Here is a 26,738-nt window from a genome sequence, read left to right on the forward strand (position 1 = left end):
TCGAGAGATGACCATGAGTCTGGCCACACCCGGAATGCTAACCGATGTCACGCTGCCCTCCCTGCACAAGGCGCAGGAACAGGTCAACGCCCTGCTGCTGGGCAAGGCGCAGGAAGTGCGGCTGGCGTTTGTCGCCCTGTTGTCCGGGGGACATCTGCTGATCGAGGATCTGCCCGGGCTCGGCAAGACCACGCTGGCCCACGCCATGGCCTCCACGCTCGGCCTGCAGTTCCAGCGCGTGCAGTTCACCTCGGACCTGCTACCGGCCGACGTGCTGGGCATCTCGGTCTACGACGCGCAGAGCCGCAGCTTCCAGTTCCATCCGGGGCCGGTGTTCTGCAACGTCCTGCTGGCCGATGAGATCAATCGCGCGCCGCCGCGCACCCAGAGCGCGCTGCTCGAAGCGATGGCCGAGCAGCAGGTCACCCTGGACGGCGTCACGCATGCATTGCCGGATCCCTTCTTCGTGATCGCCACGCAGAACCCGGTGGACCTGTCCGGCACCTTCCCGCTGCCCGACTCGCAGCTGGACCGCTTCCTGCTGCGCCTGACCCTGGGCTACCCGAATGCCCAGGCCGAACGCGCGCTGCTCAGTGGCGGCAACCGCCGTGACCTGATCGCGCGTACCACGCCCCGCCTGTCCGACCAGGACATCCTGCAACTGCGCGAGGCGGTGGAACAGGTACACGCCAGCGACGCACTGATCGACTACGTGCAGGCGCTGCTGACCCGCAGTCGCCAGCATCCAGGGGTGAAGGTCGGCCTGTCGCCGCGCGCCGGCATCGCGTTGTTGCGCGCGGCCAAGGCGCATGCGTTGCTGCTGGGCCGCGGGCATGTGGTGCCCGAGGATGTGCAGGCCTTGTTCATTGCCGTGGCCGGGCACCGGCTGGTCGCCGAGGCCGAGTCCTCGTCCGGCCCGACCCTGGCACGCGCCATCCTGCACAGCGTCAAGGTCGATTGAATGATCGACCGTCTGCGGCAGCGCCTGCAGTCACTGCAATGGCTGGCGCGCCCACGCCACCCCGAAGCGCTGCCGGCGCAACTGGACCGGCGCCGCATCTACGTGCTGCCGACCCGCTTCGGATTGTTCCTGGCCGCGCTGCTGGCCGTGATGCTGCTGGGCGCACTGAACTACAACAACAACCCGGCACTGCTGCTGGCCCTGGTGCTGGCCACCACCGCCATGGCCAGTGCCGTGTACGCCCACTTGCAGTTGTCCGGCCTCCGTCTGGAGGCGATGTCCGCCGAGCCGGTGGCGGCCGGCACCCCCATCCAGTTGCGGCTCGCGCTGTCACGCAGCGACAGCCGCAGCCGACGTGCGCTGCAGCTCGACCACGAACAGGTCCACGGCAACGCCAGCCTGGCCCAGGACAGCCAGGCCGAGGCCGACCTGTGGCTGCCCACCACCGCGCGCGGCTGGATGGACCTGTCGCGCATCCGCGTCTCCACCACCCAACCGCTTGGCCTGGTACGTGCGTGGAGCTGGTTCTGGCCCGAAGCACCGCTGCTGGTCTATCCCACGCCCGAAGCCAACCCGCCGCCCCTGCCCGATACCGGCAACCATTCCACGCGTACCCGGGTGCATCCGCTAGGCGACGAACTGCAGCAGTTGCGGCCCTATCGTGCCGGTGATGCACGCCGGACCATCGCCTGGAAACACTCCGCACGCCGCGACACGCTGCTGGTGCGCGAGTACGAGCGCCCGGCCGGCACCGAACTGGTACTGGACTGGCAACAGCTGCACGCACTGCCCCATGAGCGCCGCATCTCCCGCCTCGCACGCTGGGTGGACGATGCCGAACGCGAGGGCCGCCGTTACCAGTTGCGCCTGCCCGGCACCCCACCGATCGGCCCGGCCAGCGGCGATGCCCATCGCCACCTGTGCCTGCGCGCCCTTGCCCTGCTACCGCCCGCATGAAGCGCGACAACGCTCCTGACGCCAGCAACACCGCACGCAGCGGGGCGATGCTGACCACCGCCCTGGCCCTGTTGCCACTGCTGCTGCAGTTGCCTGGCGTGCTGGCAGGCGTGATCGCCGCGGCCGCCATGCTGGTCGCACTGCTTTCCTGGCGGAAGGTGCCGTCGATGCCACTGCGGCTGCTGCTCGTCGCCGTCATGTTGGCCGCCATCTACTGGCAGATGGGAGCCCATCCCGGACGCGACACCGGCTGTGCATTGCTGGCGGCGATGCTGGCGATCAAGTCCAGCGAACTACGCAGCCTGCGCGATGCGCGCAGCCTGATTGGCTTCGCCCTGTTCGCGCCCTTTGCCGCGTTCCTGCTCGACCAGGGTCCAACCACCCTGCTGCTGGCCGCCGCGGCGGTGATCTGCGCGCTGCTCGCACTCCAGCGGATCGCCGACGAGGACGCCGGCATCCGGCCACTGGCTGTCGGCCTGCAACTGCGCACCGTCGGACGCCTGATGCTGCTGGCCTTGCCCTTGGCCATGGCTGCGTTCTGGCTGGTGCCGCGCCTGGGAAGTCCACTGTGGGGGATCCCGGAACGGGCCATCGGGCGGCCCGGCCTGTCCGACAGCATGCAGGCCGGCCAATGGCTGGACCTGATGGTGGACGACAGCCCCGCGCTGCGCGTGCAGTTCTTTGGCCCGCCGCCAGCGCAGAACCAGCGTTACTGGCGCGGCCCGGTGCTGACCCGTTTCGACGGCCGGCGCTGGACCCGGCTGGACTACCAGCGCACCACGCCGCGCCCCCCCTTCGAACCAGGCGCGGCCCAATGGGACTACCAGATCGAGTACGAACCCACCGACGATCGCCAGCTGGTCTCACTGGACCTGCCGCTGAACAACCCATCTGGCACGTTCCTCGATGCCGACTACTCCCTGCTCAGGCCACAGCCATTGACCGCGTTGACACGTTGGCGGATGCAGTCGGCCGCGCCGCAACGATTCCAGCCGGAGCTGCCCCCTGCACTCCGTCAACAGGCCCTGCAGCTCCCCGATGGCTTCAATCCGCGCACCCTTGCCCTGGCCCGGAAGTGGCGCAGCGAGGCCGGCACGGACGACGCGGCCATCGTCCAACGCAGCCTGGACTGGATCCACCGCGAGTTCGCCTACACGCTGTCCACGCCCCTGCCCGGTCGCCACGGTGCCGACGAGTTCCTGTTCGACCAGAAGCAAGGCTTCTGCGAGCACTTCAGCTCCGCATTCGTCGTGCTGATGCGCGGTGCCGGCATCCCGGCCCGCGTGGTCACCGGCTACGCGGGCGGCGTGCGCAACCGCTTCGGCGACTACTGGGTGGTCCGGCGGATGGATGCCCATGCCTGGGCCGAAGTGTGGCTGCCCGAACGCGGCTGGGTACGGGTGGACCCCACCGCAGCGGTCGCCCCGGAGCGCATCTATGACACCCTGGAAGACCGGCTTGCCCAGCAGGGCGGCACCGCCGCCGGTGGGCTGGACCTGGCCGGCCGCTGGGACAGCATCGTGCAGTTCGGTGACTGGATGCGCCGTGGCTGGAACACCGCCTTCCTCTCCTTCGATGCCAAGCGCCAGCAACGCCTGCTCAGCCCCTTCGGCGTCGGAGAGCTGTCGCCCTCGCAATTGGTCGCGCTGTTCGCCGGCTTCGCCGTGATCGCGGTGGGGGCCATGGCCTGGCTGCTGGCACGCGGCGAGCGCCAGCGCGACCCGCTGCTGCGCGCCTGGCACCGGCTGGGCCGCCACTATGCCCGCCTCGGCCTGGCCCGCGAGCCCCACGAGCCGGCCGGCGACTGGGCGCGCCGGGTGGAACTCCGCTACCCCGGCAGCGGTCTGATGGCACTCAGCAAACGTTTCGCCGACGCACGCTACGCTGGCGTCCTGTCCGACCACGTTTCATTATTGCGGGACCTGCGCAGGCACCGCCCGAAACCCGGAGCATCACCATGAACACCCGCATTGCCCTGATTGTCGCCGCCAGCCTCACGCTGGCCGCCTGTGCCACCGCTCCCAAGCCGCTGCAGGGGCAGTTCAGCACGGTTTCCCCGCGTGATTCGGTGGCGCAGAAGCAGACCGGTACGCCGGTGCGCTGGGGTGGTCGCATCATTGAAACCCTGCCGAGCCAGGGTGAGACCTGCTTCCAGATGATCGCCCGTCCGCTCACCGGTACCGGTCGCCCGAGCAGCACCTCCTCCGACGCCAGCGACGGCCGCTTCATCGCCTGCCGCGCCGGCTTCTACGACCCGGCGGTATTCGAGCCGGGCCGCGACGTGACCTTCATCGGCCGCATCGATGGCTACCAGACCACCAAGATCGGCGAGTACGACTACCCACTGCCGAAGATCAACGCCGACGTGGTCTACCTGTGGCCGGTGCAGCGTGAAGTGGAAGTGGTGCCTGCCTACCCGTACGGCCCGTGGGGCCCGGGTTGGGGGCCCGGCTGGGGCTGGGGTTGGCGCGGCGGCTGGTGGTAAGACGCCCAGCGCTCACGGCAAACAGGAAACGCCGCCTCCGGGCGGCGTTTTTCGTGGCGGCAGGAGAACTCACTCCTGCCGGCGGATCGTCCAGTCGCCCTCGCGGGCATCAGGCCGCAGCACCCAGCCAGGCTTGAGGGCGAGCTCCCATCCCTCGCCCGCCCAGCCCTCGGCCGTTTGCCGTGCCCCGGCATGGGCCACCGACAGCCGCTTCCAGTCGCTGGACAACAGCCCATCACCACGCACCTCCAGCACGCCCCATTCGGCTGCCGCGCGGATCACCCCGTACACCGCACCCTGCGGTGGCAGCGGCGTCACCCGGTTCGGATCGAAACCGAAGCTGGCACCGTTCACCGGTACGCCCAGCACCGGGCCATCGACCAGCCGCGCACGCAGGGCCGCCACCACCTCGGCCTGCTGCCTGGCACGGGCGGCCTCCTCGGCCTCGACCTCGGCCAGGCCATGGCGCGCGCCAGCACGCCGGAACGCGGCCTCATCGACGTCGATGGGTACCCCCAGGCCGACCGCAAGCAGCTGTGGCAATCCGTCCTTCCGGTTCCAACGGGTGCGCCAGTCCGGCGCGGCCCGGTCCAGCAGGACACCGTAGGCAGGCCCGGTGTAGTAGGCGAAGGAACGGGCATAGGCGGTCACTCCGTCGCCGCGGCGCAGGTGTTCGGCAAGGTGCGCTTCCCGCGCCGCATCCTGCGCGAGGATGCGGCCGGTGTACTCGGCGATGCCCTCATGGCGCTCCATCGCATCCTCGGCAGCGCGCGCCTCCGGGAAACGCGCCTGCCGCCAGCCCCGGAAGGTCAAGGCATCACGGCTGGCCCGTTGCCGCTGCGCCGCGTCCGTTGCCTCCATCGCCGCACGCAGCGCACGCAGCTCCAGCCGCAGGGCCGTACGCCCCTGCGCCGTCTCCAGCTGGTCCTGGTCGGCATGGGTGGCGCGCAGGCCGATCTGCGCCTGGATGCGGTGCCAGGCCTCGTGCATGAAGATGATGGACTGCGCCACCGGATCTTCCGGCAGCGGCAGCATCAACATCGTCCAGGTACGCCCATTCCAATCCACCGCGGTGTTGGCCACCGGCACCTTGTCGGGCAAGCGGCCACGGAAGAGTGCGCCCTCGCGCTCCAGCGCGGCATCCACGCCGTCCATGTTGGCAATGAACTGGCGGCTGGCCGGATCGGCCAACAGCACTGGCCCGCACAGGCTCACGCCCCAGGTCTTGCCATCATCGGCCGTACACAGCTGCTGCATGCGCTGGAAGGCCGCGCTGGCGACGGATGCCTCCGGCAAGCCCTGTGCGAATGCTGCCGACGGGAACAACACGAACAGCAGGCCAATGCGCCTGCAGATGCCTCCAGCCACCGAACACCCCCTCATGGCGGAACCGTGTTCCGCGCGTCGTCAAACCCACCGATGTCGGCTCACGCCGCGCCGAAATGCCCCAGCGGCGCGCCGGCCAGCAGATGCAGGTGGATGTGGAACACCGTCTGGCCGGCATCTTCGCGGCAGTTCATGACGATGCGGTAGCCGTTCTGCGCAAAGCCTTCCCTGCGCGCGTACTCGGCAGCAGCCAGGGCCAGCTTGCCCACCAGGTGCGCCTGCGAGGGCTGCAGGTCGTCCAGGGTCGGGATGACGTCGTTCTTGGGAATGAACAGGACATGCACCGGCGCCTGCGGGGCGATGTCCTTGAAGCCCAGCACCTCGTCATCTTCATAGACGATGTTGGCGGGAATCTCGCGGCGGATGATCTTGCCGAAAATCGTATCGGTCATGCGACGGCTCACTGGCGTTGAACGGCCTACAGCTTACCGCCCCACCGTGGCTTATTCGCTGATTTCGCTGCGACTGCCGAAGGCATGCGACAAGGTGCCGCGGTCCACGTACTCCAGTTCGCCACCTAGCGGCAGGCCCTGTGCCAGGCGGCTGGGCCGTACCTTGTTGCGGCGCGCCAGCTGCGCCAGGTAGTGCGCGGTGGCCTCGCCTTCGACGGTGGAATTGGTGGCGATGATCAGCTCGGTGACCTCACCTTGCGCCAACCGGGCTTCGAGCTTGTCCAGCCCCAGCTCGCGCGGGCCGATGCCGTCCAGCGGCGACAGCCGCCCCTGCAGCACGTAGTACACGCCGCGGTAGCTGGTGGCGTGCTCGATCGCCAGCCGGTCGGCCGGTGATTCGACCACGCACAGCGTCTGCCGCTCGCGGCTGCTGCTGGCGCAGACCGCACACACCGGGGTTTCGCTGAAATCCCGGCACTGCTCGCAGTGGCCGATCTTCTCGATGGCCTCGGCCAGAACCTCGGACAAGCGCTGGCCGCCGTCGCGTGCGCGCTCCAGCACGTGGTACGCCATGCGCTGGGCCGTCTTCTGGCCGACGCCCGGCAACACACGGAAGGCTTCGATCAGTTGTTCCAGCAGCGGCAGGCTCATCGCGACAGGCTCTCTTCAAAACAAGCGCGCGAAGCCCGGAGGCTTCGCGACACGGGTAACGCAGGTGCCGGCCCGGCCGGCGCCAGCATCATCAGAACGGCAGCTTCATGCCCGGCGGCAGCTTCATGCCGGCCGTGGCCGAGCCCATGCGGCTCTGCGATTCGGCGTCGATCTTGTTGGAGGCATCATTGAAGGCGGCGGCGATCAGGTCTTCCACCATCTCCTGGTCGGACAGCACCGACGGATCGATGCGCACCTTGCGGCACTCCTTGGTGCCGGTCAGCGTCACGCTGACCATGCCACCACCGGCGCTGCCGGTGACTTCCAGCTTGGCGATTTCTTCCTGGGCCTTCTGCAGGTTCTCCTGCATCTTCTGGGCCTGCTGCATCATTTGGGCGATATTGCCGCGCATGGTTCTTACTCTTTGAAGGGACGGATGGAGTCGGCCACGACCCGGGCGCCCTGCTGGATCAGCTGCTGCACCTGGGGGTCGGCCATGAAAACGGCTTCGGCCGCGGTTTGCTGCTCACCGCGCTGGCGATCAGCGCGCTCGTGCAACGTCTCGGCCTGGACGTTGCCGGTTTCAATCACGATCTTCGGAGTGCTGCCCAAGGCCTGCGACAAGGCCTGCGCCAGCGTCGCCAACGCGCGCTCGGACTGCAGGTACTCAAAGCCCGGCAGCAGCGCCAGCTTCAGCACGCCGTTCTGGAAGCTGACGAACGCCGCGTTGGCGGCCAGTTCGCGCGACGGGCCGGAAAGGCCGCTGTCGACGATCAGGTCCAGCCATTGTTCGGCGCTGTCCAGCGCGCGCCCACCGCCGGTGGCCACCGGCCTGGCGGCCGGGGCGATCTCGATTCCGCTCGGGCGCGCTGGCGCGATCGGGGCCACCGGAACCGCCGGCGCGGCCTGACGTACCGGCGCTTCCTCGACCGGTTCGGAAATCGCCATTTCCGCCGCCATCGCCTCGTCACGCGCGGCGGCTTCGGCCGCCTCCACCGCCCACGGCGGCAGGTCGTCATCGGCTATCTGCGGCTTGGCCGGCGGCGCCGGCTCGGATGCGGCCACGACCGGCGCGACCGGCTTCACCGGTGCCACGGCCACTTCGGCCACGGCTGCAGGCGGTGCCACCGGCACCGCGGGCTCAGCAACTACCACTGGCTCAGCAACCGGCTTCGGCGCAGTCACTGGCGCGGCAACGGCGGCCGCCGTCACACCGCTGCCCGTCGTTGCGGCACCGGCCTGTTCCCCGGCGCCCTGCCCCGAGCCTTCCGGCACGGCCGGTACCGCGCCGGCCGGGCGGAACGCCAGCATGCGCAGCACGGTCATTTCAAAACCGGCACGCGGGCTGGGCGCCAGGTGCAGGTCACGGCGGCCACCCAAGGCCATCTGGTACCAGAGCTGGACCACTTCCGGGCGCAACCGCTGGCCGAAGGCCACCGCGTCCACGCCCTCGCCCGGCACCACGGTGCCCGGGACCAGCTGCTGTACCTGGATGCGGTGCAGCGCCTCGGCCAGCGCGTCCAGCACGCCACTCCAGTCCGGCGAGAAATCAGCCAGCGCCGCGACCACCTGCAGCAGCCGCGCGCCATCACCATCGGCCAGGGCGTCCAGCATCGCCGCCACCTGGGTGCGGTCGACCGTCCCCAGCATGGCGCGCACCACGTCATCGCGCAGCGCGCCACCGGCATAGGCGATGGACTGGTCCAGCAGCGACAGGCCATCGCGCAGCGAGCCATCGGCTGCGCGCGCCAGCTGCACCAGGGCGCTGTCGTCGAACGCGATCTCCTCGGCGGTGAGGATGCGGGTCATCTGGCCGCGGATCTGCTCCTCGTCCAGGCGCTTGAGGTTGAACTGCAGGCAGCGGCTGAGCACGGTGACCGGCAGCTTCTGCGGGTCGGTGGTGGCCAGCAGGAACTTCACGTGCTCCGGCGGCTCTTCCAGCGTCTTGAGCAGCGCGTTGAACGCCGCCTTGGACAGCATGTGCACTTCGTCGATCAGGTAGACCTTGTACTTGCCGCGCGAGGGCATGTACTGGGCGTTCTCGATCACCTCGCGCACGTCATCCACGCCGGTATTGGAGGCGGCGTCGATTTCCAGCAGGTCGATGTAGCGGCCGGCGTCGATGTCCAGGCAGGCCCGGCACTGGCCGCACGGGTCGGCGCTGGTGCCCTGCTCGCAGTTCAGCGACTTGGCGAAGATGCGGGCAATGGTGGTCTTGCCGACACCGCGGGTGCCGGTGAACAGGAAGGCGTGGTGGACGCGGCCACTGTCGAGCGCATTGCTCAGCGCGCGGACCACGTGTTCCTGGCCCACCAGCTCGGCAAAACGCTTCGGACGCCACTTGCGGGCAAGGACGAGATAGGACATCAGGCAACCGTCTTCATCTGAAGCCCCATTGTGCCATGCCCACCCTGTCCGCCAGCACCCTGTCCAGGGGGTGCTTGTGGCCTGCGGCCAGTCCCTATAGAATCTGCGCCCCTGCTGAGGCATTGCAGCGGCAGGATCCGGAGAGGTGTCCGAGTGGTTGAAGGAGCACGCCTGGAAAGTGTGTAAGCGTCTAAACCGCGCTTCGGGGGTTCGAATCCCCCTCTCTCCGCCAGATAACTGAAAAAGCCGTCCCTTGTGGGCGGCTTTTTCAGTTATGGGGCGGAACGCATGGGAGAGGAGAGCGCCAACGGGTTCGACCGCCGGCGCAGCCGGTGGGACGGCACAGCCGCCCGAAGGGTGAGGTGCGAAGCACCGAATCCATCCACCTCTCTCCGCCAGACAATAAAGAAAAGCCGCCCACTGGGCGGCTTTTCTTTTGCCCCAGGGAAAGCATGTGCTCCAGTCCTCCGGACTCGACCGAATTTGCCGGGCGCGGCGCCTTCAAGCACTAATAGGACGACCCACCGGACTGGGGATCACCATGCAGCACAAGACAGATTTCCTTCTCAGAGTCGGAAACCGGTGGCGTGCGGCCCGCACGCATTATCGGGATCAGCTGATCAAGGAACTCTCCGCCATGTTTGATCAGTTCCATGACCTCGGATTGGCTGACCCGCATTTCTCCCAAAGATTGGCCACGGGCGGAGACAGTGAACACCAACAGCGCCTGGCAGAAATGCTGCTCGCCAAACACCTCCTGGACCATGGGTTCACCCTTGCAAGCACCCATACGGGCCCAGACTTCAAAGCCACCAAAGACGACATCTCAGTATGGATAGAACTTGTAACGCCTGAACCACGTGGAATCGCTCCGAATTGGCTCTCCATCGGGGACGACAACGGTGTATCGAGCTACCCGCACACGGAAATCGCCTTGCGCTATACGAGCGCACTCAAAGAAAAGCATGAAAAGTTGACGGGTTCAGCCCGAAATCAAGGGGGCTATCTGGGGAAAGGAATCGTCGGCAGCTCGGACCCGTACGTGATCGCCATCAACCAACACCTCCTGCAGAACTGTTTCCGTACATTGAATGGCATCAGCCAGATTCCGACGGCCTGCGAGGTCCTTTACTCGGTCGGCGCCCAGCAATTTCACATGGATAGGGCCACCGGCAGAATAGTCGACGCGGATCACTCCCACCGTCCGAGCCTGCACAAGGAGGGCCTGGATGGAAAAGTGGCATTCATCCCCGCGGACAACTTCCTCAATGCCACCTACAGGCCGGTATCAGCAGTAATGGCGCTGGATTTACAGGAAGAAGCCTTGATCACCACTGACCCCGGAACACCAAAAAAGGAGCACCTGGCGGCGGTCATTCATAACCTGCACGCGCTCAACCCGGTTCCCCCGCGATTCTTGCCTGCGCAGGAGCATTGGGTAGCGAAAATGTCCGAAAACGCTCTAGAGCTCCTCAAAGTTCACGGCATCCCTGCGTGATGCACCGCCAGATGTCGTTCCAACTTTGGCGTGCTAGTTTTTGAATTTAGACCGATCTAAAAAGGTGCAGGATGAAGAAGCTCGGCGGAACCCTGTTGGCACTGGCAACCCTTGCGGGCGCATTCACCGCCGCGCCCTCGCTATCCCGGGCCGCAGCTCCTGATGCCGGCCAATCGGCCTACGCCGCCGTCGACCCGTTCATCGGCACCGGTGGCGAAGGCCATACCTATCCGGGCGCGACGGTGCCTTACGGCATGGTCCAGCTCTCACCGGATACCCGCATCCAGTCGCGCAAGGACGGCTACGGCTGGGCCGCAGGCTACCGTTACGACGACAGCACCATCGTCGGCTTCTCGCACACGCATTTCTCCGGCACCGGCCATTCCGACCTCGGCGACCTGCTGCTGATGCCAACCACCGGCGCGCTCAGGCTTGAACGCGGCAACCCGGATCAGCCGGGCAGCGGCTATACCTCGCGCTTCAACCATGACAGCGAGACCGCACAGCCGGGTTACTACGCAGTGACGCTGGACGACTACAAGGTGCGCGCCGAACTCACCGCCAGCGCGCGCGTGGGCATGCACCGCTACAGCTTCCCGGCCGGCCAGCCTGCGCACGTGCTGGTGGACCTGCGCACCAGCATGTATGACTACCCGGGCAAGATCCTGTGGTCGCGCATCCGCGTGCGCCCCGATGGCACGGTCACCGGCTTCCGCGAAACCCGCGGCTGGGCGCCGGGCCGGCAGCTATACTTCGCGCTGCGTTTTTCGCAGCCGCTTGCCGGCCATCAGATGCATGACACCGAGCAGGACGTGGCCTACAAGGGCTTCCCGCCGCCGGCGGAGAAGAACCCGGCGCAGCGCGCGCAGATCGAAGGGCGGCAACTGGTCGCCGCTTTCGACGTGGCGCCGAATGCCGGCACACCGCTGCTGGTCAAGGTGTCTATCTCGCCGGTCAGCGAGGACAACGCCATCGCCAACCTCGACGCCGAAGCACCGGGCTGGGACTTCGACGGCATGCGTGCGGCGGCCAAACAACAATGGAGCACCGCGTTGGGCGCGGTCGATGCCCAAGGCGACGCCGCGCAGCGCACCCGCTTCTACACCGCGCTGTACCACACCCTGCTCGGCCCGACGCTGTTCATGGACAGCGATGGCCGCTACCGCGGGCCGGACAATGCGGTGCACCAGGCAAAGGGTTGGACGAACTACTCGACCTTCTCGCTGTGGGACACCTACCGTGCCCTCCATCCCTTGGCGACGTTGCTGCAGCCACCGCAGCGCACCAACGACTTCGTCAACTCACTGCTCGCCTCGCGCCGCGAGAGCCCGTACGGCGTGCTGCCGGTGTGGTCGTTCCACGGCCTGGAGACGTGGTGCATGATCGGCTACCACGCGGTGCCGGTGATCGCCGATGCCTACATGAAGGGCATCCGCGGCTACGACACCGATGAAGCCCTGCAGGCCATGGTCGCCAGCGCCAACTACGGCCCATACGACGGCATCGCGCAGTACCGCGAGCTGGGCTACGTGCCGATCGACGAGGAAGGCGAAGCCGCCAGCAAGACACTCGAATATGCCTATGACGACTGGAGCATCGCGCAGGTGGCGCAGGCGATGGGCAAGGACGCGGTGGCCGGCGAGTTCAGCCAGCGCGCGGCCAACTGGAAGCACGCCTTCGACCCGGCCACCGGCTTCATGCGTGCACGCCAGCGCGACGGCAGCTTCCGCGAGCCGTTCGATCCCAGTGCCAGCGGCTACGGCAGCGATTACACCGAAGGCAATGCCTGGCAGTACTCGTGGTACGTGCCGCAGGATGTGGCCGGGCTGGCAGCAGCGCACGGCGGCAGCGAGCGCCTGCTGCAACGGCTGGACGCGGTGTTCGAGGCCAAGGTGGACCCGGCGATCTTCGCGCACATGGAGGACATCACCGGCCTGATCGGCTGGTACGCGCACGGCAACGAACCCAGCCACCACGTCGCCTACCTGTACGCCTACGCCGGCCAGCCGTGGCGCAGCCAGGCGCGCCTGAAGCAGATCATGGACAGCCAGTACGCCGCGCGCCCCGATGGCCTGGCCGGCAATGACGACCTGGGCCAGATGTCGGCCTGGTACGTGTTCACCGCGCTGGGCTTCTACCCGGTCACGCCGGGCAGCAACCAGTACATCCTCGGCCGTCCGTTCCTGCCGCGCGCCACGCTGAACCTGCCCAACGGCAAGCAGTTCCGCATCGTTGCCGATGGGCTGGATGACGCGCACACCTATGTGGGCGGCGTCACCCTCAACGGCAAGCCATTGGACCGCGTATTCCTGACCCATGAGGAGATCCTGGCCGGCGGCGAACTGCAGTTCCGCATGCAGGCCGAGCCGAACACGCAGTGGCCTTCGGCGGCGGCCATCGCGCCCTATTCCCAGTCCGGCCCGGTGATTCGATGAACCCACCCGGCACCGCCACCACCCGCGCGCCTGTCCACGACGTGCGCGCTTACCGCGCGGCCGACGCTGCGGCCTGCCTGGCGTTGTTCGACGGCAATACGCCCGACTACTTCGCCCCCGGCGAGCGTGCCGACTTCACGCGCTTCCTGGACGCGCTGGCGGGTGAACACGGCTATCTGGTGATTGAAGCCGCGGGCCGGATCGTGGCCTGCGGTGGCCTGACCCTCAGCCCGGACGGCACGGCGGGCTTCTGCTGGGGCATGGTCGCGCGCCAACGGCAGCGGCAAGGGCTGGGCCGGCAGTTGGCGCTGGCGCGCCTGCAACAGGCACGCCAGCACCCGCAGGTCCGGCAGGTGGTCCTGAGCACCAGCCAGCACACCGAGGCGTTCTACGCAGGGCTGGGCTTCCGCGTGACCGGCCGCGTGGCCAATGGCCACGGCCCCGGTCTGGACGCCGTGGACATGGTCCTGCTGCTGGACGAGCGCTGAGCCGCCTCAGCTGCTGGACAACTTCATCAGCACCAGGCCGCTGACGATCAACACCGCCGCGCCGATACGCATCGCGCTGACCTGCTCGCCCAGGAAGGTGATGCCGATGACGAATGCACCGACCGCGCCGATACCGGTCCAGATGGTGTACGCCGTGCCCAGCGGCAGGGTGCGCATGGCCGCGGCCAGCAACCAGAAGCTGGCGATCATGCCGACGAGGGTGATGACGCTGGGGACCAGGCGGGTGAAACCATGGGACTGCTTCATCGCCAATGCCCAGACGATTTCCAGCAGACCCGCGACCAACAGATAGATCCAAGCCATGACAGGGCTCCTTGAAGGGGCCAGGCCGTCCTGGATGGGTTCCCGCGATGGGGGAGGTCGTCCTCCGTTGTGGGGCGCATTCTAGCCAAGCCGGCCGGCAATGGCCGTCAACGCGAGGTCACGGGTTACACGGGGTTTACACACGGATCTGGCCGCGCAGCCCCGGCATGGGCTACAATCGCCGCGCACGACAGGACCTGCTCCAGTTTGTGTCCGGTCCGTGAGCTGCGGCGGCTGATGATCCCATCGCCCCAACACTTTCTGGATTGCGAATGGCCGCGCATTGCGCGGCCAAACCGTCTCTATGGTGGCCCCGTCGGCCCCTCGCGACGCTAGGTCGAAAATCCCGCCAGGGCCGGAAGGCAGCAACGGTATCGATCGACGCGGGCGCCGAGGTCAGCCGGCGGGGCCACCGCCTTTTTGCGGGGGTGCCGTGCTCAGGGCGCCGGCGTGGCCTGGTGGAAGCACAGCCGCCAGCGTGAACCGTGCCGCCGCCACAACGAACTGCGCTCGGCCCACGCGTCTGCCTGCCCGGCGGGGCGATACCGGCTGCGGTAACGCACCTGGGCAAGATCCGGCGCCAGCAGCGCCACCACGAAGTCCTTCGCCTCGATATCCACCTGCGCGCCTTCGGCGGGCAGGTGCTGCAGCATCTGCGTGCGCGTGTAGCAGCGGCCGGACTGGCCGACCTCGCTGAAGTCTTCGTCCAGCAGGGCTTCCAGCCGTTGCCGGTCAGCCCGTACCTCGGCGGTGTGCAGCGCCCGCTCCAGCATTTCCAGCTCGGTGGCCAACGCCGCAGACGCGGACAGGCCGTGCATGCTCAGGGCAAGGTCGCAGGATCGACCTGCGGACCGCTGCAATCGGCCAGTGCAATGCACTCACCCGGCTCTGCCACCCGATGCCCGCGTGCGCGCAGCGCCTGGCCATCAGCGGCACTGGCGTAGTGGTAGAGCACCATTCGCGCCTGCGTGGCCGCGTCGTACTCGCGCTCCAGGTCGTCCACGCCGGTATGCGAGGGATTGCCGTGCAAGCCGCAGTCGTGGGCGATCAATTCGTTGTCGCCGGCATACCGGGCCAGCATCTCCGGGATTGGCCGGGTGTCGCCACTCCATACCAGTGCGCCGGGCAGGCGCAGGCCATAGGCGGTCTCCGGCCAGTGGTGGCGCACCGGGAATGCCTCCAGCCGCACGCCCTGGTGCCAGAACGCATCCCCGACCACGATCAGCTGGAACGCATCCCAGAAATTGGCACCGCCTTCGGCCAGCACGTTCGGGTAGTCACCGATGCGCTTGTGCAGCAGCGGCACCACCGTGGCCGGCACGTACACACGCACCTTGCCGCGCCGCTGCCGGTTGAAGAAGGCATCCACGAACAGCCGCTCGAAGCCGGCCACATGGTCCAGGTGGACATGGGTGATGAACAGCGCATCCGGCAGCGCGCCGTAGTGCGCGCGGTAGGCGGTCAGCCCCTCGCCACCGCAGTCGATGGTCAGCCATGGCTGGCCGTCGCGCTCGATCACCGCCATCGGCGAGCCCAGTTCCACCGCCGAGGCATTGCCGACGCCCAGGAAACGTACTGCCCAACTCATCTCACACGCCCCGGTTCCAGGCCAGATCGTAGGCACGGCGCAGCCGTGCATAATCCTTCTCGACATCCTCGCGGCTGCGCTCGCCGCGCAGCTTGAGCAACGAACGCAGCAGGCGCTTGAGGTTGCGCTCGCGCCAGCGCGTGGCCGGAATGCGCAGCACGCCACGGTCGAAATCGATCAACCAGCCACGGCCATTGGCGTCGAACAGGATGTTATGGGCATTCAGGTCGGCATGGTCCAACCCGGCCCGGTGGAAACGGGCGATCAGCCGCCCGGCTTCTTCCCAGGGGGCGCCACGCCCGGCCACCTGCGCGCGGTCGGCCAGCGAACGCACGTCCTCCAGGCGCTCCATCAGGATCGCCGCCCGGTAACGCACGCCATCGCGCATGTAGAACGCGGCCAGCGGCTGCGGCACCGGCAGCTTGTGCGCGATGAGCTTCCGCATCAGCCGGAATTCGGCGAAGCTGCGGGTGCGGTCCGGGCCCTGCCACAGGTAACGGTCACGGCTGAACTTGGCCGCCACCCCACCGCGCAGGTAGTTGCGCAGCACGCAATGCCCGAACGGCGCATCCACGAACCACGCGCCGCCACGCCCGCCCTCGCCCACCGGCCGCGCCTTGTCGCCCCAATGCGCAGGGGAAAACAGCGTCGGCTCGGCTTGCCGCAGGCGTTGGCGGTCGAACAGAATGGCACCGTATCCACGACCTTCGCGGCACGGCGTCAGAGCTTCAGTAGCGTCGAATGCGACCATTCTTAGCGAGTCTAACAACACCATGCCTGCAACGTCCTCCCCGCTGTGCCTCTTGCGCCTCTCGGCGCTGGGAGACGTGACCCATGTGGTGCCGCTGGTACGCACCCTGCAGCAGGGCCTGCCGGGCACGCCACTGCACTGGGTGATCGACAAGGCCGGCCACAAGCTGCTCGACGGGCTGCCGGGCGTGCATTTCCACGTCTACGACAAGAACACCAGCCTGGCTGGAATGCGTGCGCTGCGTCGCGAATTGCCAGAGGGGCGCTTCGAGGCCCTGCTGCAGATGCAGGTGGCGCTGCGTGCCAACGTGCTGTCGGCCTTCATCCCGGCCCGGCGCCGCATCGGCTACGACAAGTCACGTTCGAAGGACCTGCACGGGCTTTTCATCAACGAACGCATCCCCGACCGCCCCGGCATCCATGTGCTCGATGCGATCGGCAGCTTCTGCGAGCCGCTGGGCCTGAAGCAGACCGAGGTCAGCTGGGACCTGGCCACGCCGGCCGACGCCCATGCGTGGGCCGCCGCGCAATGGCAGGACGATGGCCGCCAGGTGCTGATGATCTCGCCCTGCTCCAGCCACCAGCGCCGCAACTGGTACGCCGAGCGCTACGCCGCGCTGGCCGACCACGCCGCTGCCCAAGGTTGGCGGGTGGTGCTGTGTGGCGGCCGCAGCGACCTGGAGCGCAGCACCACCGACGCCATCCTCGCTGCGATGCAGCACCCGGCCCTGGACCTGGTCGGCAAGGACACGCTCAAGCAGCTGCCCGCCCTGCTCGCCCGCGCCAACCTGCTGGTCACCCCGGACTCAGGGCCGATGCATATCGCCAATGCGGTCGGCACCAAGGTGCTGGGCCTGCATGCGGCCAGCAATCCGGCACGCAGCGGCCCCTATTCGGACCGCCGCTACTGCGTGGACCGTTACGACGACGCCGCCCGCCGCTACCTGCGCAAGCCGGCCAGCGCGCTGAAATGGGGCACCAAGATCGAGTTCGACGAGGTGATGTCACTGATCACCGTCGAGGACGCCATCGCTGCCTTCGAGCGTTACCGCAGCGACCACGGCCACTGATCCGTGCAACGAAAAGGCCGCCCCAAGGGCGGCCTTTTCAATTGGCGCGGCTTCCTCCGGCTCAGCCGGCGCGGTAGTCCTGGTAGGACTTCTCTTCCACGTAGCTGGAGCCCAGCGCCAGGTTGATCGCCTTCTTGATCCGGGCGCGCTCGTCGTTCTGGAAGTAGACGCTGCGCGCCAGCTGCACGAAGCCGTCGTCGAAGGACTGCGCCTTCTCCTTCAGGCGGATGTCGTCCTCGATGTCCCACAACCGCTCGTTGACCGCCTTGAGCTCGCTGCGCAGCGCAGCGATGTCCTGCGCCGCGGCCGGGTGGGCCGCCCAGGTGCGGTCCAGCGCCGCCAGTTCATTGCGCACATTGGCCAGCTTGGCCGCATCGCTCATCCGCTCGGACTTGATCTGCAGGATCGAGATCTTGTCGAGCAGTTCGCCAAAGGAAACGGGGACCAGGATTTCAGACATGGGGCACACCTGCGAAACGTGGCGCACAGTGTAGCCGCGCATGGCATCGCAGTGCCCCTCCCTGCCCTTCGGCCCGACCGCCCCGCTTGCCAGAGGCATTCATCGTCCGTGTCCCAGCGCCCGCGGCAGCCCGCGCTGCGGGTCGCCGCGGCATGGCGGCATGCGTCCGGCGGTCCGCATCCACGTATTGCGGCACATCGTCAGGCGATGCTGCATTGCGGCGACGCGGGCCGCCGTCCACACGCCATTCCGGCCACGCGGCAGCGAACTTGGTAACGGCTGAAAGTCTTCGTTGACAGTGCCGACAAACGCTCTGTACAACCGTCGCCGGCTGGCTCGGACGGGCAATGCCATGACTGCACGCGGGGAAATCGGGGAACCGGGGGAGGTCGGCCAATGGCCTGACGGCCGCCACCGCCGCTTCCGACACCCGCAGCGTGGGTCGAGTCCAGATCATGCAGCTGGCCTTGCATCGCCCCACGGCACCGGGCACGCAATGCCCGCTGCACCCCTGCATGTGTGACGGGCCGCGCCGGCAACTCCCGCAGGGGAAGCCGCGCGGCACCGGGACACCTGCCCTCCTCTGCCGCGATGACTACTCCATGAGCCAAAAAACCCGCTGGTCCCAGTTTGCCGTTCTCATCACGGTGTTCTTCTTCTGGGGCTTCGTCGCTGCCAGCAACGACATCCTGATTCCGGTCTTCAAGAACGCCTTCCACCTGACCCAGGCACAAAGCCAGTACGTGGCGCTGGCCTTCTACGTCGCCTATACGGTGGGCTCGCTGTTCTACTTCTTCACCTCCAAGTTGATCGGCGCCGACGTGCTCAACCGCATCGGCTACAAGAACGGCATCAGCCTGGGCCTGTTGATCTCGGCCGTCGGCACCCTGCTGTTCTACCCGGCCGCCAACCTCGGTTCGTTCGGCCTGATGCTGTCGGGCCTGTTCATCGTCGGCCTGGGCTTCTCGCTGCAGCAGATCGCCGCCAACCCGCTGGCGGTGGTGATGGGCGACCCGGCCACCGGCGCGCAGCGGCTGACCCTGGCCGGTGGCATCAACAACTTCGGCACCACCATCGGGCCATTGCTGGTGAGCTTCGCCATCTTCGGCAGCGTGGCCTCGGGCAACACCGAAGCCAGCATCGAAAGCGTCAAGACGCCCTACCTCGTGCTCGGTGGCGTGTTCGTGCTGGTGGCGCTGCTGCTGAAGTTCTCGCCGCTGCCCAACCGCATCGACCTGGACGCGCTGGCCGCCGACGAAGCCCAGGACAGCAGCAAGCTGATCCAGAAGCGCTCGGCATTCTCCTACCCGCAGCTGGTGCTGGGGATGATCGCGATCTTCCTGTACGTCGGCGTCGAGGTGTCCACCATCGCCAACCTGCCGGCCTACCTGGAATTGCCGGTCGACCAGGGCGGACTCGGGCTGGACGTGTCGGTGATCGCCCCGTTCGTGTCGCTGTACTGGGCCAGCCTGATGATCGGCCGCTGGAGCGGCGCGGCCGGTGCGTTCGACGTCGGCAACAACGTCAAGCGCTGGCTGACCCTGCTGTTGCCGTACATCGCCTTCGGCCTGTTCCTGGCGGTCAATGCCATCGCCCGGCATGAGATCTCGCAGTTCTACGGCTACGCCGGCGTGATCGTGCTCATGATCCTGGCCACCCTGGCCAGCAAGGGCAACCCGGCGCGCATGCTGCTGTACTTCGCGCTGTGCGGCATCGCCGCGCTGCTGGTGGGCATGTTCACCACCGGCATGACCAGCGTGATCGCCTTCATCAGCGTAGGCCTGTTCTGCAGCACGATGTGGCCATGCGTTTTCACCCTGGCCATCACCGGCCTGGGCCGCAACACCAACGAGGGCAGCAGCCTGCTGATCATGATGATCATGGGCGGCGGCGTGGTCAGCTTCGCGCAGGGCGCGCTGGCCGACCGCATCGGCATCCATTACAGCTTCATCGTCGGCGTGCTGTGTTTCTGCTACCTGGCGTTCTACGCGCTGCGCACCTTCGGCATCCTCAGGAAGCAGGGCATCGACCTGGACAAGCTGGCCGCTCAGGGCGGGCACTGACCGGCACGGCCCCGCGTGGAATGCACCGGGTTGCCTGCGGCCAACGCCTGAGCGGACGTTGGCGGCGCGGCCAGATACTGCCGCGCGATGAGGAAGGCCGCCTTCGGGCGGCCTTCTTCTACCTGGTGGATAGGGGATTGATTCGACGCTGCGCGCCTCACCTTTCGGGCGGCTTCGCCGTCCCACCGGCAGACGCCGGCGGTCATACCCCGGCGGGACTTCTCATCCCCCCGCAATCCCTCTCGCATGTTCCAGCCCCGGGCGGATACGACCCGAACGATGCCCTATGAAAAAAGCCGCCCGGAGGCGGCTTTTTTCATGTATCTGGCGGAGAGGGGGTCTGCCTCCGCCCAATCCGCAGCGTTCCGCGACAGCCCGTGAAACCAGTCTCAGCCCTTGATACGCCTAGGTTTCACACTCCGCCACGATCCGCCACTTTCCACTACAATCCGCGCTCAGTGGGCGGGTAGCTGGGCGGGTTGCAATGGAGGGCATTCATGGGGATTGAGCTGCACAAACTGTCGGCCAGGAAGGTCGCAACGATCAGCGAGGCCGGCTATTACGCCGATGGCGGTGGCCTGTACCTACAGGTGTCCCCCAACGGGGCGAAGTCCTGGATCTTCCGGTACCGCTTCGAAGGGAGGCGCCCCGAGATGGGCCTGGGGCCGACTCACACTATATCGCTGGCCGAGGCGCGAGAAGCCGCCCAGGCCGCCCGGAAGCTGTTGCTGGCCGGGCATGATCCGCTGGCCGGACGCCGGCAGGCCAAGGCCTCCGCCGCGGCAACGCCGACCTTCTGGGAGGCGGCCGAGGCGTACATCGCCGAGCGGCGGACCGGCTGGAAGAACGCCAAGCATGCCGATCAGTGGACCAACACCCTGGAAACCTACGCCAAGCCGTTCATCGGCTCCAAGCGCGTGGACCGGATCGAGACGGAGGACGTGCTGGCCGTTCTGCGTCCCATCTGGGCGACCAAGACCGAGACGGCCACCCGGGTGCGCCAGCGGGTCGAGTGCATCCTCGACGCCGTGACGGTCCAGAAGCACCGATCCGGGGACAACCCGGCCAGATGGAAAGGTCACTTGGCCATGATCCTGCCCAAGCCCACCACCGTCACCAAGGTGGAGAACTTCCCGTCCCTGCCCTACAGCGAGATGGCGGAGTTCATGAAGGAGCTGGGCAAGCGGGTCGGCGAGTCGGCGCGAGCCCTGGAGTTCACCATCCTCACAGCTGCTCGCACGGGGATGACCACCGGCGCGGTGCCGGCGGAGCTGGATGCGAAGTGCCTCAACTGGACCGTGCCTGGCGACCGGATGAAGGCGAAGAAGGAACACGTCGTGCCCCTGCCCCTGGCCGCGCAGGAGCTGGCCAGGCAGCGGCGCGATCGTGAGCTTCTGTTCCCCAACGATGTCACCGGAGAGGCCCTATCCGAGAACGCAATGCTGGCTCTGCTGAACCGGATGGGCTACGGGCACGTCACGGTCCACGGCTTCCGCACCACGTTCAAGACATGGGCCGACGAAGTGGGGGAGTACCCGGATGACCTGTCCGAAGCGGCGCTGGCCCACACGATCAAGGACAAGTCCAAGGCCGCCTATAAGCGCGGAACGATGCTGGAGCGCCGGCGGGAGATGATGGAGGCCTGGGCCAAGTTCTGCGGGCGCTAATTGACCTGGAGGTCTGCGATGAACCTGTGGGGAAGGCAAGTCCTGAATGGGCCGGAAAATCCCTCCGGCCCTGTACAATTGTTTGATCCAGATTATGTCCCGGCCACCGTTGAAGGTAATTCACTCCGACCAAAGCCCCCATAATTACAGCCGGTCATAGATAAAACCTACGGAACCAACTCGGGCGTTGCGTAGCAATCCGTTGGAGACTCTACATTGATTGGCGACTGTCCTTTGAACTCTCGCTCGAAGGCCTCCTTAGCCCACGCATCTCCCTTCTCGATCTCTGATGGCGAAATAACGTCCATCTTGGCGAACTTCGACAACGCCTCATCAATCATTTCGCGCTGCATGGGCAGAGCGCGCAGTGACGCCAACCGTGCCGCGCGCCACGTAAGAATAGGATCAGCCTTCGGCAACTCATCTACGGCAGAATAATGCCGCGGAGGAGGCAGTGTATATGCAAGAAGAGCCTTGACCCCAACCCTTGGATCACCCCGCTCCAATGCTCTAGCGCCAAATTCAGGCGCGTACTTCACGTATCTTTCCAGCAACACCTCCGCAGACTCTCCGCTTGGCGGATTGCCCGGCCCATGCCCAGGTGCAGGCCCAAACAAGACAAAACAGGATTCAGCTTCTGCATTGCCCTTTAACGCAGCATCAAACACTGCACTATTCACCAAAGCAATCAGTTGCGCCTCGTCAGAATCCTGGCAGGAACCCTCCAAGCGTTGCACTACCAACAAGCTTTCGGCAGAAGACGCATCCATGTTGCGCAGCGTCTCCGGAGTCTTGCTCGAAAGATCAGCCCAACGTTCATCTTCCACCATGTATCCCAATTCCCGACGCTTTACATGATAAAGAAGGCAATCGTTCGCGTCCTTAATCGCAGATACCAACAAATCTGTATCTCCTGCACCCTGCCCTGTCGCAAATCGCCGCGCCCATACTGTGCGCCCGGCGGGAGCAGGGCCATCTCCTGCCCTGGCACTTTCGACATCAGCCTCTCCTGCCGCTTCAGCGGAAACCATTCTTGGAACAACGGAATTTGCCGGACGCCACCATAGCCAAAAACCAAAGACCACAGCGACGACCAGTGCCACAACCACGAGAATTTTACCTTTGTACTGCATGAACTACCTCAATCGATTGGGGGATGATACGGCGGCTACGGACAGATCATCCCAACTATCACTTGGGCGGCGGGTCTTCTTTGGAACATGCCTTTCCCTTATCCTCTCGATATCTCAAAACCGCATCGATTCCATACCATTCGGCTTCAAGCTCGCTAACGCCAGCACGACGCAGATGAACTGCCTCATGCCCTGCCACCAAAAGAGACATCTCAAAAGATGTCAGATTCCCATTAAGAGTTTTAGGAGCCGCATTGGCGCGCTCGCCGCGGAGCTCACGATAGCCAGCCTCAAACGCGGTCTTGTACAGGCGCCCGTATGCAGTTAAAGGAAAAGTGACGCCATCTGCAAGCGCCCATTCCGGACCCGGTGAAGTTTTCGTCGCACGGAAGACATAGCCTGAGAAGCCCCCTCCTGGCTTTTTCATTCCATACGCATAGGCATTAACCTTCTTCATCGTTCGCCCAGCGCCCAACCTGATATCTGGATGGAAGTATTCCTTCATAGCGCATTGAAGCTTGGCAGACACGTCACGGTCAGTCGTATCCGGCTCCTCCGTGCTTCCGCTTCCGCTTCCAGTCCCACCTCCAGTGCCAGTGCCACTTCCTCCGCCTCCGCCTCCGCCTCCGCCATCCCAAACGCCACCGCTCGGATAATCGCCACCGCCGCTCATATCAAAGCAGTTACCTATTCCTTGACTCTGCCCCATTACGCTAATTTCTTGGCAATACCAGCCACCCCCGACAGCAATCATCCCCATCGCACTCTTGCTGGGGTATATGAGAGAAGCAGATGCAACAACGCTAACGACACTAAGACGCAAGAAGCCCATCCGTAAGCCCTCGTTCATTTGGGTTTCGCATTTGTTTCAACCTCACTCTGAGGCCTCAGCATGGAAACACCCGCAACGGGTGAATGTCAACTGAACACCCCCGCCCATTGAGAGGGTAGCGTCGCGGGCATCGTCGTAGCCCTTATTGCATGGCTAGAGTTGATATCACGACGATTTAGATTGATTCGCAAGCCGCTCGTTTTGAGAAAGCTGGCGCTTCACGAGAACGACGACATGACATCTTCTCTCTCTGGATTTGCTCGCGCGCATCGAGACATGAGCGAACTTCATCTGCAGTCAGGGGTTCAGCGTCGCGACGAAGTAGTCCGGTTTCCCGACCGTCCCCCACTGGCGCACCGCGGCGGCAACCAGCGCCTTTGCCTTCATCGGGTCCAGCGGGAAGGTTTCGCTGTAGACGTAGTAATCGACCCATCCGTACTCGCCGGCCGGGTCCACTTCGCAGGACAGGTGCAGCAGGAAGTCCCGGTCGTCGTCGGTGTCATCGGGCTTGATGCCCAGCTCCTCGCGCAGCTCGCCGGCCAGCAGGCGGTTGTGGGGGCGCATGGCGTCGGCGACCACGATGCCGTGCAGCATCAGGTCCACGGCAACCATGGACTCAAATCTGGCTGCATGCGGAATCAAACACCTCAAGAGCAATTCTTTGTAGACCTTGAGCTCGACCCGGATTCAGCCGCACCATCCTTCGCGGCCTTCTGCGCCAGTACTCGGGTCGCATGAGTTGAATAGATACTCGACAAGCGGTAAATCGTCATTGCTGCCGCGAGTGACGACGTCAGCGCGTAAGCCACCAGGAAGAAACCAAGCGCGCGAAATAATTTGGCTGCGACCAGCAGGAAAAAAGCCACCACGTCGTACTGCATCAACCAAGGGGCAACCCCTAAGAGTGAAGAAACAACTCTCGCACCACCGACAAGTGCAAACCCTAACGCCAATATCTGGATAACAATCGAATGAAAGAAGGCTGTCGAAACAGAGCCGAGCGCAGACTGCTTGTTTCCCGTACGAACCTGCCCAAATTTCAGCTTAAAACTATCGTCTCCGATAGACATTAAGAGGGCAAACGCAGCGACGGAAAAACCAAGCACTGCCGGGATAAGGCTGATGGTTAAATTCCACCAAGTGGAACTCCACCAAAATGGGCCACAGACAGCCGTTAAAATCAACGCCGCCACGAAAAAGGGGGAAGTGAGCAAGCCAGACCATCGCCCATAGCGAGACCAATACTGATAAAAATCAGCACCAGTTGCCTTCCAGCGACGCTTTAATGCCTTGAACACTTCCCCCTCCAATCCGAAATTACTTCACGGAGAATCTACGAGCTGCCGTTCTTGCGATGCGCAGGAAAGCATCCCAGTAAGTTTCTGCATCATCATTGTACTCTCCCCGCTCGCTGAATGGTTTGCCAGTCTTCGTTGAGCGCTCTTCCGGAGCACCCTGAGCGTTGTGTCCTTTCGCCTCAACATAACCGTTATCGGCCGCGATGGCGACTAGCGTCTTTGTCCTATCATTCAGAACAAGAGCCCTACCCTTCTCTGCCACCAACTCGAAGTTCAGCTGCGAAGCATTCTGTTCAGCCAGAGACTGCTCGAACTCTTCAAGCTCGTCCGGGTCGTAGTCACCTGGATTTGGCCGTTCTGCATGAATCTGCAACCTACGGATCTTCTTCCAATTAAGAATGCGTGATATCGAGTCACGATCCGGCAAAACGGTCACCCCAACCTCGCCAAAATCGAGAACTATCTCAGAGAATGCAAATAGATCCTTGAGATATCTAGCCATCAGGCCCGGCGATATACCACCCTTCCGAGTAGTAGTTAAGAAAAACAACTTGTGCGATGCAATATCAAAATAGAACTGACATTTTCGAAAATTAGGGCGAAGATGTGCCGGAATCTCCCCCAACTCGTCCGAAGATGCATCGTCTTCAGTCTCCAAATTAATCCACGGCAACGAAGGGTCGAGCTGAGAAAATGTTGCAATTTCTCCTTCTAGAGCGAAAGTAGTCCCTTCGTGTTTCTTCACATCACACATCGTCATAAGCGCATGACGATCACCATGAATTCGCACTGGGCGCTTCATGCGATAAGCTTTCCTGAAAAGCTTCTCGTATTGCCCCTCCGGATGCGGATGAACAACAACATTCACCCCGCCGACCTCGATAATTTGCTCCATTCTGTCCCCCTTTCCATTTCTTCAGGCAGATAATTCTCGATCAAACCGCAGCAACCTAGTGAAGGTCGCGTGACGATATGCTGCATGAATAGAAGCCGTGGCACAACGTAGGGATTTCCCTACAGCGTGGTTCGATTGCTTGTGCATGAGTCCAGCAGAAGCGTGCCTCCTCCAACTAAGCATCGAGTCAACTGAATTTCAGCCGCATCTCCTAAGGCCATAAAGAGTACAGTCGATCAATCGCACCGCGCGAGACACTGCCCCCTTTCCTCTTCCCCTGTTACTTGATGGCTCAGCCCCGGCCCCACAGGTCTCATCAACCAGAATCCCATAGCTAAAATGCGGTACTGCCACGACGCTCCTAAGATCCGGCCCGTGGCCCGCCGCCCACCGGTGAAAGGGACTTCCACCGGGGCGGCAACCTCCGACTTCCTACCTACCCAGCGGCACGCCGCCTGCGCCCCTACTCGCCGGATGCTGGGCCACGTGCTCCCGAACCCACTGCAGCTTCCGAGCGACCTTCTCCCGCAGCGCCTCCTCGTGCCGCAGCACCCACCGCTCGGCACCGTGCCGGCCGGAGTTGAAGTCCGTGCAGCGGCGCAGGATCAGCGGGGCGTGAATGCCGTCCTCGAGGTGCAGCCTGGCCGTCCACTGGCCGTGCACGCCGTCGAGCATGGACACGAGGATTTCTCCATGCAGCGTCAACGCCGTCGGCAGGGTGTCGAAACTGGTGCGTGGCCCCAGACGAACTCGGGGCCCAGGTCGGGGTTGCGGATGTAGTCGGTCATGGCCGGAGAGGATAGGCACGGCCGTCTCATGGGCTTGGACTGACGTTTCGCCAACACCAACTTGCCCCAAACAAAAAAGGGCCTGGCAGTAGCCAGACCCTCGGTCGTACCCCCCGATAGTGCGCGCAACGATGAGGCTTGACCCTGTGCCGGTCAATTCTGACTCTGCAATTCGGCGCGCTAGGTCACAGTTCCGACGTGCAACCGAGACGATCTCCACATTTTCACTGAGAAGCGCCTATGGTCGGAA

26 protein-coding genes, 1 tRNA gene and 1 other RNA gene are annotated in these 26,738 nt (G+C 65.0%); 12 read left to right on the forward strand and 16 right to left on the reverse strand.

Annotated elements, in window-relative coordinates; all coding sequences use genetic code 11:
- Positions 1-34: 34 nt before the first annotated feature.
- Genes ATCM_RS12255 through ATCM_RS12270 form a run of 4 tightly spaced genes read left to right on the forward strand, consistent with a single transcriptional unit; the run spans position 35 to position 4,403 of the window.
- Positions 35-961, forward strand: coding sequence for a MoxR family ATPase (locus ATCM_RS12255; RefSeq protein ID WP_132864800.1), 927 nt, complete (start codon positions 35-37; stop codon positions 959-961).
- Positions 962-1,918 (forward strand): DUF58 domain-containing protein, encoded by a 957-nt coding sequence (locus ATCM_RS12260; RefSeq protein ID WP_132864801.1) that lies wholly within the window; start codon positions 962-964, stop codon positions 1,916-1,918.
- Positions 1,915-3,879: a DUF3488 and transglutaminase-like domain-containing protein gene (locus ATCM_RS12265; RefSeq protein WP_243694005.1), complete on the forward strand. Its 1,965-nt coding sequence runs from the start codon at positions 1,915-1,917 to the stop codon at positions 3,877-3,879. The genes ATCM_RS12260 and ATCM_RS12265 overlap by 4 nt, the downstream gene beginning before the upstream one ends.
- Positions 3,876-4,403: a Slp family lipoprotein gene (locus tag ATCM_RS12270; protein WP_132864802.1), complete on the forward strand. Its 528-nt coding sequence runs from the start codon at positions 3,876-3,878 to the stop codon at positions 4,401-4,403. The genes ATCM_RS12265 and ATCM_RS12270 overlap by 4 nt, the downstream gene beginning before the upstream one ends.
- 69 nt (positions 4,404-4,472) lie before the next feature.
- Here ATCM_RS12270 and ATCM_RS12275 read toward each other — a convergent pair whose 3' ends face one another.
- From ATCM_RS12275 to dnaX, 5 genes are all read right to left on the reverse strand, one after another.
- Positions 4,473-5,771, reverse strand: a complete 1,299-nt coding sequence (locus tag ATCM_RS12275; RefSeq protein WP_132864803.1) for a hypothetical protein — start codon at positions 5,769-5,771, stop codon at positions 4,473-4,475.
- A 59-nt stretch (positions 5,772-5,830) separates the two neighbouring features.
- Positions 5,831-6,181 carry a histidine triad nucleotide-binding protein gene (locus ATCM_RS12280; RefSeq protein WP_132864804.1) on the reverse strand — a complete coding sequence of 117 codons (351 nt, stop codon included), beginning with the start codon at positions 6,179-6,181 and terminating at the stop codon, positions 5,831-5,833.
- Positions 6,182-6,232: 51 nt separating this feature from the next.
- A complete protein-coding gene (gene recR / locus ATCM_RS12285; RefSeq protein WP_132864805.1) occupies positions 6,233-6,832 on the reverse strand; it encodes a recombination mediator RecR in 600 nt (199 codons plus the stop codon).
- Between the two features lie 91 nt (positions 6,833-6,923).
- Positions 6,924-7,244, reverse strand: coding sequence for a YbaB/EbfC family nucleoid-associated protein (locus ATCM_RS12290; protein ID WP_132864806.1), 321 nt, complete (start codon positions 7,242-7,244; stop codon positions 6,924-6,926).
- Positions 7,245-7,249: 5 nt separating this feature from the next.
- Positions 7,250-9,199: a DNA polymerase III subunit gamma/tau gene (dnaX, locus tag ATCM_RS12295; RefSeq protein ID WP_132864807.1), complete on the reverse strand. Its 1,950-nt coding sequence runs from the start codon at positions 9,197-9,199 to the stop codon at positions 7,250-7,252.
- 139 nt (positions 9,200-9,338) lie between these two features.
- On the opposite strand from dnaX, the gene ATCM_RS12300 reads away from it, so the two are divergent.
- The 4 genes from ATCM_RS12300 to ATCM_RS12315 all read left to right on the forward strand — a co-directional run bounded on the left by ATCM_RS12300 (position 9,339) and on the right by ATCM_RS12315 (position 13,620).
- Positions 9,339-9,431 (forward strand) — tRNA-Ser (locus ATCM_RS12300).
- A gap of 309 nt (positions 9,432-9,740) precedes the next feature.
- Positions 9,741-10,697: a hypothetical protein gene (locus ATCM_RS12305; protein ID WP_132864808.1), complete on the forward strand. Its 957-nt coding sequence runs from the start codon at positions 9,741-9,743 to the stop codon at positions 10,695-10,697.
- 71 nt (positions 10,698-10,768) lie between these two features.
- Positions 10,769-13,132 (forward strand): GH92 family glycosyl hydrolase, encoded by a 2,364-nt coding sequence (locus ATCM_RS12310; protein ID WP_132864809.1) that lies wholly within the window; start codon positions 10,769-10,771, stop codon positions 13,130-13,132.
- A complete protein-coding gene (locus ATCM_RS12315; RefSeq protein WP_132864810.1) occupies positions 13,129-13,620 on the forward strand; it encodes a GNAT family N-acetyltransferase in 492 nt (163 codons plus the stop codon). Before ATCM_RS12310 ends, ATCM_RS12315 begins: the two co-directional genes overlap by 4 nt.
- Positions 13,621-13,626: 6 nt before the next feature.
- Here ATCM_RS12315 and sugE read toward each other — a convergent pair whose 3' ends face one another.
- A complete protein-coding gene (gene sugE / locus ATCM_RS12320; RefSeq protein ID WP_132864811.1) occupies positions 13,627-13,944 on the reverse strand; it encodes a quaternary ammonium compound efflux SMR transporter SugE in 318 nt (105 codons plus the stop codon).
- A gap of 313 nt (positions 13,945-14,257) precedes the next feature.
- On the opposite strand from sugE, the gene ffs reads away from it, so the two are divergent.
- Positions 14,258-14,354, forward strand: an RNA gene (gene ffs / locus ATCM_RS12325) — signal recognition particle sRNA small type.
- A gap of 27 nt (positions 14,355-14,381) precedes the next feature.
- Here ffs and ATCM_RS12330 read toward each other — a convergent pair.
- Genes ATCM_RS12330 through ATCM_RS12340 form a run of 3 tightly spaced genes read right to left on the reverse strand, consistent with a single transcriptional unit; the run spans position 14,382 to position 16,283 of the window.
- The gene (locus tag ATCM_RS12330) at positions 14,382-14,762 is read right to left on the reverse strand and encodes a nuclear transport factor 2 family protein (RefSeq protein ID WP_165931176.1); all 381 of its coding nucleotides are present in this window, start codon (positions 14,760-14,762) and stop codon (positions 14,382-14,384) included.
- 2 nt (positions 14,763-14,764) lie between these two features.
- A complete protein-coding gene (locus tag ATCM_RS12335; protein WP_132864812.1) occupies positions 14,765-15,532 on the reverse strand; it encodes an MBL fold metallo-hydrolase in 768 nt (255 codons plus the stop codon).
- Position 15,533: 1 nt separating this feature from the next.
- Positions 15,534-16,283: a 3-deoxy-D-manno-octulosonic acid kinase gene (locus ATCM_RS12340; RefSeq protein WP_132866158.1), complete on the reverse strand. Its 750-nt coding sequence runs from the start codon at positions 16,281-16,283 to the stop codon at positions 15,534-15,536.
- A gap of 22 nt (positions 16,284-16,305) precedes the next feature.
- Here ATCM_RS12340 and ATCM_RS12345 point away from each other — a divergent pair, with 22 nt between their 5' ends.
- Positions 16,306-17,352: a glycosyltransferase family 9 protein gene (locus tag ATCM_RS12345; RefSeq protein ID WP_132864813.1), complete on the forward strand. Its 1,047-nt coding sequence runs from the start codon at positions 16,306-16,308 to the stop codon at positions 17,350-17,352.
- A gap of 61 nt (positions 17,353-17,413) precedes the next feature.
- On the opposite strand, the gene ATCM_RS12350 is transcribed toward ATCM_RS12345, so the two are convergent.
- Complete coding sequence (locus tag ATCM_RS12350; RefSeq protein ID WP_132864814.1) at positions 17,414-17,812, reverse strand: DUF6165 family protein; 399 nt, start codon at positions 17,810-17,812, stop codon at positions 17,414-17,416.
- 602 nt (positions 17,813-18,414) lie between these two features.
- On the opposite strand from ATCM_RS12350, the gene ATCM_RS12355 reads away from it, so the two are divergent.
- Entirely contained in the window at positions 18,415-19,875 is a 1,461-nt protein-coding gene (locus ATCM_RS12355; RefSeq protein ID WP_132864815.1) for an MFS transporter, read from the forward strand.
- A 497-nt stretch (positions 19,876-20,372) separates the two neighbouring features.
- Entirely contained in the window at positions 20,373-21,542 is a 1,170-nt protein-coding gene (locus ATCM_RS12360; RefSeq protein WP_132864816.1) for a site-specific integrase, read from the forward strand.
- Between the two features lie 167 nt (positions 21,543-21,709).
- On the opposite strand, the gene ATCM_RS12365 is transcribed toward ATCM_RS12360, so the two are convergent.
- From ATCM_RS12365 to ATCM_RS12395, 6 genes are all read right to left on the reverse strand, one after another.
- Positions 21,710-22,675 (reverse strand): hypothetical protein, encoded by a 966-nt coding sequence (locus ATCM_RS12365; protein ID WP_132864817.1) that lies wholly within the window; start codon positions 22,673-22,675, stop codon positions 21,710-21,712.
- 58 nt (positions 22,676-22,733) lie between these two features.
- The gene (locus ATCM_RS12370; protein ID WP_165931080.1) at positions 22,734-23,204 is read right to left on the reverse strand and encodes a hypothetical protein; all 471 of its coding nucleotides are present in this window, start codon (positions 23,202-23,204) and stop codon (positions 22,734-22,736) included.
- A gap of 600 nt (positions 23,205-23,804) precedes the next feature.
- Entirely contained in the window at positions 23,805-24,119 is a 315-nt protein-coding gene (locus ATCM_RS12380) for a hypothetical protein (protein WP_132864819.1), read from the reverse strand.
- A gap of 35 nt (positions 24,120-24,154) precedes the next feature.
- Positions 24,155-24,805 (reverse strand): hypothetical protein, encoded by a 651-nt coding sequence (locus ATCM_RS12385; protein WP_132864820.1) that lies wholly within the window; start codon positions 24,803-24,805, stop codon positions 24,155-24,157.
- 19 nt (positions 24,806-24,824) lie between these two features.
- A complete protein-coding gene (locus ATCM_RS12390) occupies positions 24,825-25,700 on the reverse strand; it encodes a DUF4747 family protein (RefSeq protein ID WP_132864821.1) in 876 nt (291 codons plus the stop codon).
- A 432-nt stretch (positions 25,701-26,132) separates the two neighbouring features.
- Positions 26,133-26,381: a hypothetical protein gene (locus ATCM_RS12395; RefSeq protein WP_132864822.1), complete on the reverse strand. Its 249-nt coding sequence runs from the start codon at positions 26,379-26,381 to the stop codon at positions 26,133-26,135.
- Between the last annotated feature and the right edge of the window lie 357 nt (positions 26,382-26,738).

This window comes from Stenotrophomonas sp. ATCM1_4 (assembly GCF_004348115.1).
Lineage (GTDB): Bacteria > Pseudomonadota > Gammaproteobacteria > Xanthomonadales > Xanthomonadaceae > Stenotrophomonas > Stenotrophomonas capsici.

What these genes read in the sequence shown, in the direction of transcription:
- ATCM_RS12345 (WP_132864813.1), top strand. Translation starts at nt 16,306, where the DNA reads ATGCCTGCAACGTCCTCCCCGCTGTGCCTCTTGCGCCTCTCGGCGCTG.
- ATCM_RS12270 (WP_132864802.1), top strand. Translation starts at nt 3,876, where the DNA reads ATGAACACCCGCATTGCCCTGATTGTCGCCGCCAGCCTCACGCTGGCC.
- ATCM_RS12265 (WP_243694005.1), top strand. Translation starts at nt 1,915, where the DNA reads ATGAAGCGCGACAACGCTCCTGACGCCAGCAACACCGCACGCAGCGGG.
- dnaX (WP_132864807.1), bottom strand. Translation starts at nt 9,199, where the DNA reads ATGTCCTATCTCGTCCTTGCCCGCAAGTGGCGTCCGAAGCGTTTTGCC.
- ATCM_RS12350 (WP_132864814.1), bottom strand. Translation starts at nt 17,812, where the DNA reads ATGTCTGAAATCCTGGTCCCCGTTTCCTTTGGCGAACTGCTCGACAAG.
- ATCM_RS12330 (WP_165931176.1), bottom strand. Translation starts at nt 14,762, where the DNA reads ATGCACGGCCTGTCCGCGTCTGCGGCGTTGGCCACCGAGCTGGAAATG.
- ATCM_RS12290 (WP_132864806.1), bottom strand. Translation starts at nt 7,244, where the DNA reads ATGCGCGGCAATATCGCCCAAATGATGCAGCAGGCCCAGAAGATGCAG.
- ATCM_RS12365 (WP_132864817.1), bottom strand. Translation starts at nt 22,675, where the DNA reads ATGCAGTACAAAGGTAAAATTCTCGTGGTTGTGGCACTGGTCGTCGCT.
- ATCM_RS12355 (WP_132864815.1), top strand. Translation starts at nt 18,415, where the DNA reads ATGAGCCAAAAAACCCGCTGGTCCCAGTTTGCCGTTCTCATCACGGTG.
- ATCM_RS12390 (WP_132864821.1), bottom strand. Translation starts at nt 25,700, where the DNA reads ATGGAGCAAATTATCGAGGTCGGCGGGGTGAATGTTGTTGTTCATCCG.
- ATCM_RS12260 (WP_132864801.1), top strand. Translation starts at nt 962, where the DNA reads ATGATCGACCGTCTGCGGCAGCGCCTGCAGTCACTGCAATGGCTGGCG.
- ATCM_RS12280 (WP_132864804.1), bottom strand. Translation starts at nt 6,181, where the DNA reads ATGACCGATACGATTTTCGGCAAGATCATCCGCCGCGAGATTCCCGCC.
- ATCM_RS12380 (WP_132864819.1), bottom strand. Translation starts at nt 24,119, where the DNA reads ATGGTTGCCGTGGACCTGATGCTGCACGGCATCGTGGTCGCCGACGCC.
- ATCM_RS12255 (WP_132864800.1), top strand. Translation starts at nt 35, where the DNA reads ATGCTAACCGATGTCACGCTGCCCTCCCTGCACAAGGCGCAGGAACAG.
- ATCM_RS12360 (WP_132864816.1), top strand. Translation starts at nt 20,373, where the DNA reads ATGGGGATTGAGCTGCACAAACTGTCGGCCAGGAAGGTCGCAACGATC.
- sugE (WP_132864811.1), bottom strand. Translation starts at nt 13,944, where the DNA reads ATGGCTTGGATCTATCTGTTGGTCGCGGGTCTGCTGGAAATCGTCTGG.
- recR (WP_132864805.1), bottom strand. Translation starts at nt 6,832, where the DNA reads ATGAGCCTGCCGCTGCTGGAACAACTGATCGAAGCCTTCCGTGTGTTG.
- ATCM_RS12335 (WP_132864812.1), bottom strand. Translation starts at nt 15,532, where the DNA reads ATGAGTTGGGCAGTACGTTTCCTGGGCGTCGGCAATGCCTCGGCGGTG.
- ATCM_RS12305 (WP_132864808.1), top strand. Translation starts at nt 9,741, where the DNA reads ATGCAGCACAAGACAGATTTCCTTCTCAGAGTCGGAAACCGGTGGCGT.
- ATCM_RS12315 (WP_132864810.1), top strand. Translation starts at nt 13,129, where the DNA reads ATGAACCCACCCGGCACCGCCACCACCCGCGCGCCTGTCCACGACGTG.
- ATCM_RS12310 (WP_132864809.1), top strand. Translation starts at nt 10,769, where the DNA reads ATGAAGAAGCTCGGCGGAACCCTGTTGGCACTGGCAACCCTTGCGGGC.
- ATCM_RS12340 (WP_132866158.1), bottom strand. Translation starts at nt 16,283, where the DNA reads ATGGTCGCATTCGACGCTACTGAAGCTCTGACGCCGTGCCGCGAAGGT.